This is a genomic window from Candidatus Sodalis pierantonius str. SOPE (genome assembly GCF_000517405.1).
In the GTDB taxonomy this organism is placed as follows: domain Bacteria; phylum Pseudomonadota; class Gammaproteobacteria; order Enterobacterales; family Enterobacteriaceae; genus Sodalis_C; species Sodalis_C pierantonii.
Window position 1 is genome coordinate 3,344,285 of sequence record NZ_CP006568.1, and the last position, 14,324, is coordinate 3,358,608.

Here is a 14,324-nt window from a genome sequence, read left to right on the forward strand (position 1 = left end):
CCAGCGTCGCCTTATGACGGGGCGCCGCCCTTCACCGACCGCAGCCAACTGCCCCAGCGCCGTTCGTAAAAAGGCGTCAGGTGGTGGATGAAATAATGGCTGATGCCCGCCTCGCCCTCCTCAACCAGGCAGATATCCACCGGCTGCTCGTCCGGCGCGGTATCGGTCGCCACCTGACCCGTCGCTTGAATAGCTTCCTCGGCAGCGCTATCGCACTCCAGACCGATAAGCCAGTGCGGCTCCTGCTCTGCGTCATCCCGCACCTGCAACAAATAAGCCCGCCGCACCTGCTTGTATTGCGCGAATAATGCCGTCAGCGAGTCTACCATCTGTTGCGGCATCTCCGCCGGCTCGCTGAGGGTCATGCGCATCTCCCCTTCCAGAACCTGCCGTTCGGTCAACGCATCGCCGTCGTTGCTCAGCCGTGCCGCGACTTCATCCGGGGCAAAGGACTTGCCGTAGGGTAGCTTGGGATTGAGAAACAGCTCGGCCCCGGCGGTCATGGCGAACAATGTGCGCACCGGCAGCGCGACGAAAGGCTGCGGCACCGCCACCGCGCTTTCCAGCGCCGCCACCGAAGTAAAAAAGGGAATCGCCGATCCGCCGTCTCGTTTTTCCCAGTGCTGCAAGGTGACCGGCGACGCGCCGTCATCGCGCGCGGCGCCGGCTATCCAATCATCGCCGGCGGCGCATTCGAGCGCCTGTTCCAGCGCATTATCTTGTGAGGTGGTCATACTTAGCGATTCCAGACGCCGCCTGTACGGTCGTCATATCAAGCGGAAAAACGGCCCGCGCGCGAGCCAAAACGGGCATCAGTCCTGCGCCTGCGCCAGCAGCAAGTTGGCAAGCGTACGCACGCCCAGCCCGGTGGCGCCGGCGCTGTGCGCGCCGCCCGCCACGTTGCTCATGTCGGCAAAATTGGACGGCAGATGATGTCGGTGGAATTCCGCCAGCGGCAGACGCCAGAACGGTTCATTCTCTTCGTCGGCGCTTTGCATCAACGCCGCTACCAGCGGGTCGTCAAAGCTGAACAATGCGTGATAAACATTGCCCAGGGCGGTTTTCGCGGCGTCGGTCAAAGTCGCACAGTCGATAATCAACTGCGGCCGCGCCGCGCTGGCGTCGATAAGCCCATCCGCCAACACCAGCCGGCCTTCCGCGTCGGTGTTCATCACTTCCACCGATTTGCCGTTGCGATAGCGAATGATATCCCCCAGCTTGAAGGCGTTGCCGCTCACCATGTTGTCGGCACAGCACAGAATCAGCCGCACCCGTTTATTCAAACCGCGACTGACGGCCAGCGCCAGCGCATCGGTCAGCGTGGCGCCGCCGCCCATATCGGACTTCATCGAATCCATGAAACTGCTGCCCTTCAGGCTATAGCCGCCGGTGTCGAAGGTAATGCCTTTCCCCACCAGGCAAGCCAGCACCGGCTCTTGCGCGTCGCCGCCCGGATTATAGTCCAGCGTCAATAAGACCGGCTGGCGATCGGAGCCGCGGCCGACGGTATGCAACCCCATATACTGGTTATCAAATAGATCATCGACTTTCGTGATGCGGTAGCTGATGGCGTCGTCAGCCACGGCGGACATGATATCCACCGCACGCTGCGCCAGCTGCTCCGGGCCAAGCTCCTCCGCCGGGGCATTAATGGTATGGCGCACCCAGTCAACGATTTGCAGCCGATTGTCCAGCTCTTGGCGCGCCGCCTCGGGCAACGTCGGCCACGCCACATGGCGCTCGCCTTTGGGCGCCCGATAGCCCGGCCAGAACGTCCAGCACCGCGCCAGATCCCATCCTTCTCCCACCAGCGCAACCTGTTTTATCCCCTGGCCGTCAATTTTGCGCCCGGCGCGCTGAATAGCGCTTAGCGCATCATCGCCCGTCAAATGGACGGTCATTCCGTGCTCGTCAGCGCTCAATAACGCCTTTTCGCCCCAGCGCGGGTCGGCGGGTGCGGTGGAAAGCGTGAGCTGCATCGCTTCGGCCATCATGAGACTGCTCCAATAAATTAGGGTAGTAATGCCGTCTGTACGTATCCGGTACAGTGGGGTGTCATAGCGATCCCGGGCCGCCTATGTCAAAGCGGCCTCTGGCCGCCTGGCTGGCCTGACCGCCGGCTGAAGTGCTTCATCTAACCAGACCCTAACGGTCGCCGCCAGCAGTTTTTTTTCCGGCGCCGACAACTGGCGCGAAAAGCAGCGGCGGAGTTATGGTCGTTGAAACAGATGACAGAAAAATGACAAATTCGCGCCGCAAGGTCTTGGCCGCGCGTGCCGCGGCGCAGCTTTGAACAAGACGGTGGCAACGCCAGCGCCGGCTTTGATCGCGGCGGTGAAAGCGCCCGCGGCGGCTAAAGATTAAAGTCCAATGAGGGACCACGCACCCGATCGGGCGAGCCGGCGGCGTACCTGAGCGTGGGGAGCAACGGCGGCGCGCAACATGCCGCCGTAAAAACCAGAGACGTCGCTGAAGGAGAAAACATGTCGAGGGATCCTCCAAGGTGCTGTCTGCCGCCGCAAAACCGCAGGGCACCGACGTAGACCCGATTGCCAGACGACACAACCGTCGAGAGAGACGGCATGGCAAAGGAGCGCGGGGCGCTACCGGGTACCGCATGCCGTGGCAACGCGCTGCGGCGCGACCTCGCGCAGTCGCGCAATGGCCGTCCGGGTCTGGCTGATGGCGTAATCGATTTCTTCCGGGGTGGTAAACCGCCCCAAAGAGAAACGAATGGCACTATGGGCAAGCTCATCATCCAGGCCCATGGCGCGCAGGACATAAGACGGTTCAAGGCTGGCGGAAGTACAGGCGGATCCCGTCGAGACCGCCAGATCCTTAAGCACCATGATAAGAGACTCACCGTCCACATCGCGAAAGCTAACGTTAAGCACCGTCGCCACGTCCTGTTGCAGGTCGCCATTAACGAACACGCCGCCTATCTGCTGCAGCCCCTGCCATAACCGGTCGCGCAGCGCCCTCAGACGCGGCATTTCGCTCGTCAGCGCCTTCCCCGCGAGTTGATAGGCTTCCCCCATCCCGACAATTTGATGCACCGGCAACGTCCCGGAGCGCATACCGCGCTCGTGACCGCCGCCGTGAATTTGGGCCTCGACCCGCACCCCCGGTTTGCGGCGCACGAACAAAGCGCCAATGCCCTTCGGGCCATAGACTTTATGGCCGCTGAACGACATGAGATCCACCGGCAACGCGGCCAGATCGATGGGCAGTTTACCGACGCTTTGAGTGGCGTCCACATGGAATAGCGCCCCGAGGGCGCGGCACAGTTCGCCAAAAGCCGCGATATCCTGGATCACACCGGTTTCGTTATTGACGTGCATCAACGACACCAGAATCGTGTCATCCCGCAGCGCATCGCTTAACTGCTGCGGGGTAACGATACCGTTCGCCGGCGGCACCAGCCAGGTAACGTTGAAACCTTCATGCTCCAGCTGGTGACAGGCATCGACCACCGCTTTATGCTCGGTGACGGCGGTAATGATATGACGGCCTTTAGCACGGCCGGCGTGAGCGGCCCCTTTCAGAGCCAGATTATCGGACTCGGTGGCGCCGGACGTGAAGACGATTTCGCGGGGATCGGCCCCTACCAGGGCGGCGACCTGATTGCGGGCAATATCGACGGCTTCTTCCGCCTGCCAGCCGTAACGGTGGGAGCGGGAAGCCGGATTACCGAAAATACCGTCCAGCGTAAGATGCTGCATCATCTTCTCCACCACCCGCGGATCAACCGGCGTAGTAGCGGAGTAATCAAGATAAATCGGTAATTTCATGAAGCGTTAACTCCGGGCATCAATAACAACGAATGCCCTTATTGTACTCAAGCGCGCAGGTTGACGTTAATCGTTTCCTGCGGTCGACCGTTGGCGATTCGGACGACGCGTATCATTATCTTGACGATCGGCAACATCAAGGATCTCTTCATTACTGACCAGCTCGGCCAGTGTGATGTTGTTAAGAAACTCGCTAATGCGTACGCTAAGATCGCGCCAAAGGGTATGGGTCAGGCAACGATCGCCGCCTTGACAGCCCTCTTTACCCTGGCAGCGGGTGGCGTCCACCGACTCATCCACGGCGGTGATAATCGCGCCGACGGCAATCTGATCAGAGTCGCGACCCAGCAAATAACCTCCACCCGGCCCTCGGACGCTCGCCACCAGCTCATGCTTGCGCAGGCGGGAGAAGAGCTGCTCCAAATAGGAAAGGGAAATGCCTTGGCGCTCGGAAATTTCGGCGAGCGGCACGGGACCCTTGCCGGAGTGTAGGGCGACATCAAGCATGGCGGTAACCGCGTAGCGGCCTTTGGAAGTCAGTCTCATGATCAGAATACCGGTGAAAATAACGTAGCAAAAGTCTGCCATTCCTGATTAAAATAATCAACTATTTAACCGAGTAATTTACTCAAGCATTTATTCCCTTCCGCCGGCTGCTTTTGCAGCGGCCACCGGCGAGAAGCAGTCCTCGGCGGAGGAGGCTAACCGCGTCGAAACCGCGCGGTGTCGCCGACAACAGCTGTTGGCATCCGGGATAGGTCAATCCTGCACGCGGCACCGCCAGCGGCCGGGATGGGCTAAATTCTCCGGGCGCTCGCTGTAGGAATTCGGAATAGGTCGATACTTAAGGCGAGCGCCGCCGGCGTTCAGAATAAACCCATCCGCCGTGCGGACGCCAACGGCATCCAAACTAAGTCAATCCTCCAGGTGAGTGCCGCCACGTTCAGAATTAATCATTCCTCCGGGCGAGCGTCGCCGCCATCCGCAGGGTGCGTTTGCGGCTTTTGCGGATGCTCGATGGAGGTCAACATTCCACGTAGGATATTCAGCTCCTGGCTTTCCGGCCGCGCGCGATTGAATAGCCGACGCAGCTTGTTCATTACCAGTCCCGGATGGGCGCGACGGATGAAACCGGTCGTACTCAGCACATGCTCCAAATGTTGATAAAATCGCTCCAGATCTTCTGCCAGAGGATAAGCCGAAGCGTCCGGCGCCGTTGCGTCCTGGCGCTGACTTTCCAGCCAGGCGACGCGGACTTCATACGCAAAAATCTGCACCGCCATCGCCAAGTTGAGGGAGCTGTACTCCAGATTGGCCGGGATCTGGACATGGAAATGGCATTTTTGCAATTCGTCATTGGTCAGGCCAACGCGCTCACGGCCAAACAAGAGCGCTACCGGGGCCTGCGCCGCCGCCTGCACGCTTTTCACGCCGCTCCAGCATCGGCCAGGGAAGCGTACGCGAACGAGCGCTGGTTCCCACCACCAGGCTACAGCCTGCCAGCGCCTGGTCGAGATGGTCAACCAGGGTAGCATTGCCGATAATATCACTGGCGCCGGCGGATAAGGCGATGGCCTGTGAATCGGGCTTATGCAGGGGATTGACCAGGTAGAAGTTGTTTAACCCCATGGTTTTCATCGCGCGGACGGTGGAGCCAATATTGCCGGTATGAGACGTTTCAACCAGTACGATGCGGATATTGTGCAGCATAATCTTACAAGTCAGAGGAAATGTGGGCGATAGGGTAGCATGGCCGTAGGTTTTTTGCTGACGCTCTGCTATACTCCGCGCCGTTTTAGTTCTTTAACATCTTAGTTAGTGGACGATATCCATGCATCCGATGCTCAACATCGCCATTCGCGCTGCGCGAAAGGCGGGTAATTTAATTGCCAAACATTACGAAACCCCTGATGCCGTCGAAGCCAGCCAGAAAGGCGACAACGACTTTGTCACTAACGTTGACCGCGAAGCGGAACGTTTGATTGTTGAAGTTATCCGCAAGTCCTACCCGCAGCACGCCATTATCGGCGAAGAGAGCGGCGAGCTGGCCGGCGAAGACACCGACGTACAATGGATTATCGACCCACTGGATGGTACCACCAACTTTATCAAGCGTTTCCCCCACTTTGCCGTTTCCATTGCCGTGCGCATTAAAGGCCGCACGGAAGTGGCCGTGGTCTACGATCCGATGCGCAATGAGCTATTCACCGCCTCCCGCGGCCAGGGCGCTCAGTGGAACGGCTACCGCCTGCGCGGCGGTAGCGCACGCGATCTGGATGGCACCATTTTGGCCACCGGTTTTCCTTTCAAGCAGAAACAGCATGCCAACAGCTATATCGCCTTGGTAAGCAAACTGTTCGTACAGTGCGCGGATTTCCGCCGCACCGGCTCCGCGGCGCTGGATCTTGCCTATGTGGCCGCCGGCCGCGTGGACGGTTTTTTTGAAATCGGCCTGAAGCCCTGGGACTTTGCCGGCGGTGAATTGCTGGTACGCGAGGCGGGCGGTCTGGTCACTGATTTTACCGGTGACCATAATCACCTGCTTTCAGGCAATATTGTCGCGGGTAATCCCCGCGTCGTGAAAGCCATGCTTTCGACCATGCGCGACGAGCTGAGCGAAGCACTGAAGCGCTAAGCTTTTATCCAGGGCCGGCACATCACCGCCGGCCCTGGCGTCACGGGCGCAACGCCTGGCGCCGTTCAACAGGTTCTGTATATCGCTCCACTCTTTCCGTTGTCGCGCTATTTCCCTCACGTTAACGTTTCCCTATCCAAAATCGCCGTTGCCCCGGTCTGACTTGCCGTTCAGCGCTCCCTCGGGTTCATTTTGCCCTTCCCCTCACGCAAGGTCATTCCCATGCCGGTCAAATCGTGGTAGAGAAATCCTCTGGGGGAAAAGCGCCGCGGCGACCTCCCCGATTGTCTCACCCACGCGTCATTAAGGAGGACTGGATGCATAATTTGTTTGATTTAACGGGAAAACGGACGCTCATCACCGGCGGTGCTAGGGGGATTGGGTATCTGCTGGCCAGCGGCCTCGGCCGCTATGGCGCCAGTGTTATCGTGACGGCGACGACCACGGCGAACGCCGAGCGGGCCGCGGAGCAACTGCGCGCCGAGGGCCTGGACGCACTGGGCGTGAGCTTTGATATTACCGATGGCGCCGAGGTCAGCCGCGCGATTGAGCAACTGGAATAGCGCCAGGGTCCGATCGACATATTGATCAATAATGCGGGTATTCAGCGCCGGCATCCGCTGCTGTCGTTCTCCGAAGCCGACTGGGATGAGATTATCAACGTAAACCAGAAAGCGGTATTTCTGGTTTCTCAACAGGTGGCAAAGCGGATGGTGACGCGCCGCCGAGGCAAAATCATCAACATCGGCTCGATGCAAAGCGAGCTTGCCCGTCCCAACATTACCCCTTACGCCGCCGCTAAAGGGGCGGTCAAAATGCTGACCCGTGGGATGTGCGCCGAACTTGCGCCCTACAATATCCAGGTCAACGGTATCGCGCCAGGCTATTTCAAAACCGAAATGACCACCTCGCTGGCGCAGGACGACGCGTTCAACACCTGGTTATTCCAGCGGACGCCCGCCGGGCGTTGGGGAGACCCCCAGGAATTGATCGGCGCGGCGGTGTTCCTTGCCTCCCCCGCCGCCGATTTCGTCAACGGTCATCTGCTGTTTGTCGACGGCGGCATGGCGGCGGTGGTGTAATCAGACGCTAAACGGGCGGATACCGCTTACCATCTCCGGCACCGCGCTGAAATACAGCAGCGCGCCCGCTCCCACCAATAGCACCCCGCCGGCGAGCGCCAGCGTTGTCCATACCACATTACGCCACAGCGACGGCGCGCGCGGCGTTATCAGCCGTTTCGCGCAGCTTTCCGGTAGAACGTTTCCCCACGAGGGCCCGCTGGCGGAACAGCTGTTTTTCCATTTGAGCGCCGCGTTGGAACGCTGCCATTTCCACATGGGCATCGATAGCAGCCTGCAAAGCGAAATAGAGGAAAAATATCCCAGTCTGCTGCGCGCTACCCGCTCGGCGATGATACCGCTGGAAGCGGAGTATCGTATTCGTTTCAGCCGAGAGGAGATGGGTCTGATTGCGGTCATCTTCGGCGCCTGGTTGATGCAAGAGACGGATTTGCAGGAAAAGCAGGTGGTGATTTTAAGCCAATCAGTGGGAGAGCAGGAGCGCAAACTGAAGCTGCAAATTCGGGAACTGACGCTGTTGCCGCTGAATATCAAATTTCAATCGGTCACCGAGCTTCAGGCGCGCGGCGCGCCGAAAAATACCGTGCTGGTGATTACCCCTTTCCAAATGTAATTGCCCTTATACTCACCGCCGCTGCTGCAGGTGCGCATACCGCTGCCGCAGGCGCAGCGCCAGCGGATCCGCGATCTGCTCGAATCCTGAACCCCGGCTGCGATACTGCCGAGCAGGCGCCGCGTCGCCTGCACGTCCTGACTCAACCTCGGCCCGCGCTGGCCGACTGGCGGCATGTGGCCCGAAAAACGCCGGGCCGACAATCGGCGGCGCGGGTAGCCCAAGTGCACCTCGGCGCTGCCAGGCCCCCCCAAAAAAAAACGGCCCCGCAGGGGGTCGGTTAGCAGTTTGTGACGGGGGTTATGCCAGCAAGCGCCGTGCAGTCCCCTTGTCTCGTTAAAACCGTCCGGTACCGTCAGGCGTAAACGGGATGACGAGCACAGATATCCAGCACTTTATTTTTAGTCCGTTCAATCACCGCGTCGTCGTTAATATTTTCCAGCACGTCGCACATCCAGCCGGCCAATTCACGCACATCGGCCTCGGTAAAACCGCGGCGGGTGACCGCCGGCGTGCCGATACGCACCCCAGAGGTAACGAACGGGCTCTTTGGATCGTTCGGCACGCTGTTCTTGTTGACGGTGATATTGGCACGGCCCAGCGCCGCATCCGCCTCTTTCCCGGTCAGGTTTTTATCTACCAAATCCAGCAAGAACAGGTGATTATCGGTAGCGCCGGAGACGACTTTGAACCCGCGCGACAAGAAAACTTCCACCATGGCCTTGGCGTTTTTGGCCACCTGCTGCTGGTGGGTTTTGAACGCGGGCTCCATCGCCTCTTTCAGCGCGACCGCCTTGGCGGCGATCACGTGCATCAACGGACCACCCTGCGCGCCGGGGAACACGGCGGAGTTCAGCTTTTTGTACAGCTCTTCGCTGCCGCCTTTGGCCAGGATCAAACCGCCGCGGGGGCCGGCCAGCGTCTTGTGGGTCGTGGTGGTCACCACGTGCGCGTGGGGCACCGGATTCGGATACACGCCGGCGGCGATAAGACCCGCCACGTGGGCCATATCCACGAACAGATAAGCGCCGATACTGTCGGCGATTTGCCGCATTTTGGCCCAGTTCACCACGCCGGAATAAGCGGAGAAACCACCGATAATCATTTTCGGCTGATGGGTTTTCGCCAGTTCGGCCAGCTGCTCATAATCGATATGGCCGCTCTCATCGATACCGTAAGGCACGATATTATACAATTTTCCGGAGAAATTGACCGGGGAGCCGTGGGTCAAATGACCGCCGTGCGCCAGATTCATCCCCAGCACGGTATCGCCCGGCTGCAGCAAGGTGGTATAAACGGCGAAGTTGGCTTGCGATCCCGAATGCGGCTGAACATTGGCATAATCGGCGCCAAACAGCGCTTTGGCGCGATCGATGGCCAACTGCTCCACCACGTCGACATATTCACATCCGCCGTAGTAGCGCTTGCCGGGATAGCCTTCCGCGTACTTATTGGTCAACTGTGAGCCCTGGGCCTGCATAACGCGCGGGCTGGTGTAGTTTTCAGATGCAATCAGTTCAATGTGCTCTTCCTGGCGCACCACTTCCTGCTCCATTGCCTGCCACAGTGCGGCATCATAATCTGCAATGTTCATATCACGCTTTAACATCTGTTTCTCCTGACTCTCAGCTAACCTACTACGGCGATTAAATTAGGGGGAATGACCGGCCGTCAGTGTAATCTTTTTTGCCTCATTTCCGAAAGGGTCCAGCGCCGCTTTTTACGCAAACGATTTCCTTTAAACGGCCGCATCCAGCCTGTAGCCGCCCCCCGGGCCACATCGCGAAATATTTTCATCGCGAAGGCGGAAAAATTCATGCGCGGTCCCCACGGGCATCCGGTGCGTTGCGCACTCACGGCGCTCACGCTTACCGCCTACGCGTGGGCGTGGCGATATTCCCGAGATGCATCGTGTGCCGCTCCTCGGGCGCCGGCTCAACGGAGTCGGTTTTCCAATGGCTTGGGCCGCCGGCAGCGAGCCTCAGATGGCTTCTTCGTCTTGCTCGCCGGTACGGATGCGCACGACGCGGGCGACGTCGAAGACAAAAATTTTGCCGTCGCCGATCTTACCGGTCTGTGCGGTATGCATAATGGTGTCGACGCAGCTGTCGACGATATCATCCGGTACCACCAGTTCAATTTTCACCTTGGGCAGGAAATCCACCATGTACTCCGCGCCGCGATACAATTCAGTATGCCCTTTTTGCCGCCCAAATCCTTTCACTTCGGTTACCGTCATCCCGGTAATGCCGACTTCGGCCAGCGCTTCGCGCACGTCATCCAATTTAAAGGGTTTGATTATCGCATCAATTTTTTTCATTACTTCACCTACTTGGTCGATTACCGGCGCTCGCCGTCGATCATCGGAAACGAGGGCCGATCAATGTTTAAAATCATTCGGGTCCAGCGTGTGGCGGGACAAGAGTTTATAAAATTCTGTACGGTTGCGACCAGCCATCCGTGCGGCCTGCGTCACATTTCCGCGGGTTATTTGCAATAACTTGCGTAAATAGCGCAACTCGAATTGATGGCGCGTCTCGGCGAAGGTCGGCATCACCGTGGTATCATCCGCCAGCGCATCACCGATGACCGGCGTGGAGGTTAACGCCACACACTGTTCTATCACGTTCACCAGTTGGCGTAGATTACCGGGCCAGCCGGCGGCCACCAGTCGTCTCATGGCATAGGCGGAAAAACTGCGCACGAAGGGTTTATGGCGCTGCGCCGCCATACGTAATAAATGCTGCGCCAGCAGGGGTATATCCTCGGCCCGTTCGTGCAAGGGCGGCAGTTTCAGGCTGACGACATTCAATCGATAATAGAGATCCTCGCGGAACTCCCCCGCCGCCATCGCCTTCGGCAAATCGCGATGGGTAACGGACAAAATGCGCACATCGATAGCGCGATCGCTGCCGAGCGGGCGCACCTTGCGCTCTTGCAGCACCCGCAGCAATTTGACCTGCAACGACAGCGGCATATCGCCGATTTCATCAAGAAATAACGTCCCCCCGTCGGCGGCCTGGAATAACCCTTCACGCTGACTGACCGCGCCGATGAAAGCGCCGCGGGCATGGCCGAACAGTTCGGACTCCAGCAGCGGCTCCGGTAAGGCGCCGCAGTTTATTGCAACGAACGGGGCATGGGCGCGCGGGCTGGCGGCGTGGATCGCCTTCGCCAAAATCTCTTTGCCGGTGCCGCTCTGCCCGCTCAGCAGGATGCTGACGTCCGACTGGGCGACCATCTTCGCTTGCTCCAGCAGGCGCAGCATGAGCGGGCTGCGGGTAACGATGGCCTCCCGCCAGCGTTCATCGCTGGCAGGTTGGGTCAACGCCAGCGCTTCGTCGATGGCGCGATAAAGCGCGTCGCGATCCACCGGTTTGGTCAGAAAACTGAACACCCTTTCCTGGGTCGCCGACACCGCTTCCGGGATCGAGCCGTGGGCGGTGAGTATGATCACCGGCAGGCCGGGCTGCTGCTGTATGGCCTTGAACAGCGCGATACCGTCCATTTCGTCCATGCGCAAATCGCTGATGACCAAGTCGATTTTATTGCGCAGCAGCTGCCGCAGCGCCTCTGGGCCGTTTTCCGCGGTCGTGACCGTGAACCCCTCGCTGGTCAGCCTCATGCCCAGCAGCTTCAGCAGGCTGGTATCATCATCCACCAGCAATAAATTGGCGTGTTTGCGCGTTCTCATTGGCGTGGCTCTCCGGCCTCCGGCGCCGCAACAGGCGGACGGGCGGCCGCGGCAGGGGGGGCCGCCGCGCCGCCACCGGGAGCGCTTGTGCCGCCCGCCTTCGGCGTCTGCCGTTCTCCGGACGGCGGTTTGCCGCTGCCGCCGTCGGAGGCGGCTGGGCCGTCATCGTCCGGCGTCTGCCATTTGCGCGATGATAGGCGTCGCTCGATATCGGTCAGATTTTGCAGCTTGCGGGCGGTAGCCGCCAGCTCCTGTTTAAACTGCTGTTCGCGCGCCGTCAGCGCACGCATCTGCTTGTCGCTTTCCTGTTGCTGACGCTGGGCGCGGCTGCGCTCATCGGCCAATACCAGCCGTAGCGCCTGATGCTGGCGCCATAGCGTAAACAGGGGGTAGATGCCGGCCGGAAAGTTGTCGCGGTAGCTTAGCAGGCGATGATAGGCCCGCCGCCGCTCGGTCACGTCGATATCGGCGGCGTCCAGCAGAATGCTCTGGCGGAAACTGTCCTGCCAGTTTGCATCCTGATGTCGCCAGGCTTCCGCGCGCGTCTGCGCCGGCGTCATGCGCGGAGCGCATTCCATCAGGCTTAACCAGTAGTCAGGCTTGTTCATCACCCCATCGTCACTCTGCCAGATGTCATCGCACACTTGTGCAAGCGTTGCCGGCGCCAAATGGGTGTGGGATCCCGGCACCTCGCTGAGCAACCGATGGCGACCGCCCCGTCCTGCTGGCAGGCGGAGAGCAGCAGCAGCGCCAGCAACACCACCAGCGCGGCGCGCGGGCGGCAGACGGCCGACAAATGCCAAGAGAGGTAATGAGCGGTCTGCCGCGGTGAACGTGCTGCTCCAGTCATGTATTAACCATTCTCGCCGGTTTGGGGGAGGGTAATGCGAAAGCAGACCGCGGCGTAATCCACGCTCACCAAATCGAGTTCACCGCGCATGCGGCGGATACAATCCCGAGCGATGCTCAATCCCAGTCCGCTGCCTTTCACCACGCCTTTACACTGGATGCTGCCTTGATAAAACGGCTCGAAAATCAGCGTCCGCTCCGTTTTAGCGATAGGCGTCCCGCTATTGGCCAGCTCCAGCAGGACACGCTGCCCGCTGAGGCGGCTGCGGATCCAGATGTTACCGGATTCCTGACCGTAGTGCACCGCATTGGAATACAGATTATCCAGCACCCGGCTTAAAAGCGCCGGCTGTGCCCGGCAATGGGTCACCTCAAGCGTTACGTGGTTATGTATGCCCTTGGCCCGCACCGGCAGGCTGTGGGCAGCGATGACGCCTGCTACCATCGCCGCCAGATCGATCTCCTCAGCTCCAGAAGGGCCGTCCGCCAACCGGCGATATAATCCAGCAATTGTTCAATGAGTTGCTGCAAGTGGCGGCGGCTGCTATCGAGAATCGCTACCACGTCCTTCTGATCGGCGCTCAGCGGACCCGCCACTTCATCCGCCAGCAGTTCAGCCCTTTCGCGCAGGCTGGCGAGCGGCGTCTTTAATTCATGGGAAATATGGCGCAGAAACTCGTGGCGCTGGGATTCCAACCAGGCCAGCCGCTCATTCAGCCAAATAATGCGCTGGGCCAGGGACTGAATTTCACGCGGCCCGCTAAACGGCGTATCCGCGGCCAGCGCTTGCCCCTCCCCCAGCCGGTTGATCATATTTTCCACCCGCTTCACCGGGCCGATAATCATACGGGTAAACAAGAATACCAGCGCCAAACTGAACAAAAACAGCAACAGCGCCAACCAGCCAAAAAAGCGCCCCTGTTCTGCGATGGCCTGCTACAACTGGCGGCCGCGGGCAAAAATATTTTCCCGCGTCGCCTGCACCAATTCGCCGTTGGCATGGGAAAAAGCCTCCAGCTACGCCGAGGCCTGACCGCCCTGACCGCTGTTTTCACAATGAAGTTTGTCAAGAGCGGCCAACAGGCTTTCGAGGCGCTGACGATAACGCGGATCCGGCAAAAGATCGCCGCGACCGATTAGGGTCAGGAGATACTGCTGGCGCTGATTTTGGTACAAGCGCGCCAGCGTTGGGTCGTCAAGAACGCAATATTGGCGATAGCTGCGCTCCATCGCCAGCGCCAAACTGGCCATATTTTCGGTGCGCCGGGCGTCCGCCAGCGTCGAGCGGTTGATCTCCGCCGCCTGCTCGCTCAGGGTATCCAGACTCTACCAGGCTTGCCAAGCCAACAGCGGCAGTAGCACCAGGCTGAACGCCAGGATCACCAATTGGCGCAGCGAACGGGAAAACGGACGCCACTTGTTCACGGTCATCGTCCTCAAAGGATTTACGGACAGGCCTTGATGCTAGCCGAGTGTCATCAGCAGGGAAAAAACAAAAAAGGCACTCGCCCGTGGGTCAAGTGCCTTAAATGGTAAAAGTAGGGGGTGCCTCACTCAACGTGTCGCCCTTTGATTTTTAACGCCGCCGGAGCAACGATTAACGGTTACGTTGGACGGTAGGCACCGTACATTGGCATCATTCGGAAGATATGGAGCGTGA

At 59.5% G+C, this 14,324-nt stretch carries 10 protein-coding genes and 4 pseudogenes; 3 read left to right on the forward strand and 11 right to left on the reverse strand.

Annotated features, from left to right (window positions below; genetic code table 11):
- Window positions 1-11: 11 nt before the first annotated feature.
- From sseB to trmJ, 5 genes and pseudogenes are all read right to left on the reverse strand, one after another.
- Complete coding sequence (gene sseB / locus SOPEG_RS16820; protein ID WP_025246223.1) at window positions 12-734, reverse strand: enhanced serine sensitivity protein SseB; 723 nt, start codon at window positions 732-734, stop codon at window positions 12-14.
- 78 nt (window positions 735-812) lie between these two features.
- Entirely contained in the window at window positions 813-1,991 is a 1,179-nt protein-coding gene (gene pepB / locus SOPEG_RS16825) for an aminopeptidase PepB (RefSeq protein ID WP_025246224.1), read from the reverse strand.
- Window positions 1,992-2,603: 612 nt separating this feature from the next.
- The gene (locus tag SOPEG_RS16830) at window positions 2,604-3,791 is read right to left on the reverse strand and encodes an IscS subfamily cysteine desulfurase (RefSeq protein ID WP_025246225.1); all 1,188 of its coding nucleotides are present in this window, start codon (window positions 3,789-3,791) and stop codon (window positions 2,604-2,606) included.
- A 47-nt stretch (window positions 3,792-3,838) separates the two neighbouring features.
- Window positions 3,839-4,337, reverse strand: a pseudogene (iscR, locus tag SOPEG_RS16835) (Fe-S cluster assembly transcriptional regulator IscR).
- 407 nt (window positions 4,338-4,744) lie between these two features.
- Window positions 4,745-5,501 (reverse strand): annotated as a pseudogene (trmJ, locus tag SOPEG_RS16840) (tRNA (cytosine(32)/uridine(32)-2'-O)-methyltransferase TrmJ).
- A 121-nt stretch (window positions 5,502-5,622) separates the two neighbouring features.
- Here trmJ and suhB point away from each other — a divergent pair.
- Window positions 5,623-6,426 carry an inositol-1-monophosphatase gene (gene suhB, locus SOPEG_RS16845; protein ID WP_025246226.1) on the forward strand — a complete coding sequence of 268 codons (804 nt, stop codon included), beginning with the start codon at window positions 5,623-5,625 and terminating at the stop codon, window positions 6,424-6,426.
- Window positions 6,427-6,743: 317 nt separating this feature from the next.
- Window positions 6,744-7,508: pseudogene (idnO, locus tag SOPEG_RS16850) on the forward strand (gluconate 5-dehydrogenase).
- On the opposite strand, the gene SOPEG_RS29895 reads toward idnO, so the two are convergent.
- On the reverse strand, window positions 7,509-7,772 hold the full coding sequence (locus tag SOPEG_RS29895; RefSeq protein ID WP_025246227.1) for a hypothetical protein: 264 nt from the start codon (window positions 7,770-7,772) through the stop codon (window positions 7,509-7,511).
- Between SOPEG_RS29895 and SOPEG_RS29900 the strand changes: the two genes are divergently transcribed.
- Entirely contained in the window at window positions 7,708-8,121 is a 414-nt protein-coding gene (locus SOPEG_RS29900) for a PRD domain-containing protein (RefSeq protein ID WP_236851830.1), read from the forward strand. The two genes, SOPEG_RS29895 and SOPEG_RS29900, sit on opposite strands and share 65 nt — an antisense overlap.
- A gap of 355 nt (window positions 8,122-8,476) precedes the next feature.
- On the opposite strand, the gene glyA is transcribed toward SOPEG_RS29900, so the two are convergent.
- The 5 genes and pseudogenes from glyA to SOPEG_RS16880 all read right to left on the reverse strand — a co-directional run bounded on the left by glyA (window position 8,477) and on the right by SOPEG_RS16880 (window position 14,095).
- The gene (glyA, locus tag SOPEG_RS16860; RefSeq protein ID WP_025246229.1) at window positions 8,477-9,730 is read right to left on the reverse strand and encodes a serine hydroxymethyltransferase; all 1,254 of its coding nucleotides are present in this window, start codon (window positions 9,728-9,730) and stop codon (window positions 8,477-8,479) included.
- 372 nt (window positions 9,731-10,102) lie between these two features.
- Window positions 10,103-10,441: a nitrogen regulatory protein P-II gene (gene glnB / locus SOPEG_RS16865; RefSeq protein WP_025246230.1), complete on the reverse strand. Its 339-nt coding sequence runs from the start codon at window positions 10,439-10,441 to the stop codon at window positions 10,103-10,105.
- 60 nt (window positions 10,442-10,501) lie between these two features.
- Window positions 10,502-11,815: a two-component system response regulator GlrR gene (glrR, locus tag SOPEG_RS16870; protein WP_025246231.1), complete on the reverse strand. Its 1,314-nt coding sequence runs from the start codon at window positions 11,813-11,815 to the stop codon at window positions 10,502-10,504.
- Window positions 11,812-12,516, reverse strand: a complete 705-nt coding sequence (locus SOPEG_RS16875; protein WP_025246232.1) for a hypothetical protein — start codon at window positions 12,514-12,516, stop codon at window positions 11,812-11,814. The genes glrR and SOPEG_RS16875 overlap by 4 nt, the downstream gene beginning before the upstream one ends.
- Window positions 12,517-12,668: 152 nt before the next feature.
- Window positions 12,669-14,095, reverse strand: a pseudogene (locus tag SOPEG_RS16880) (sensor histidine kinase).
- Window positions 14,096-14,324 lie beyond the last annotated feature (229 nt).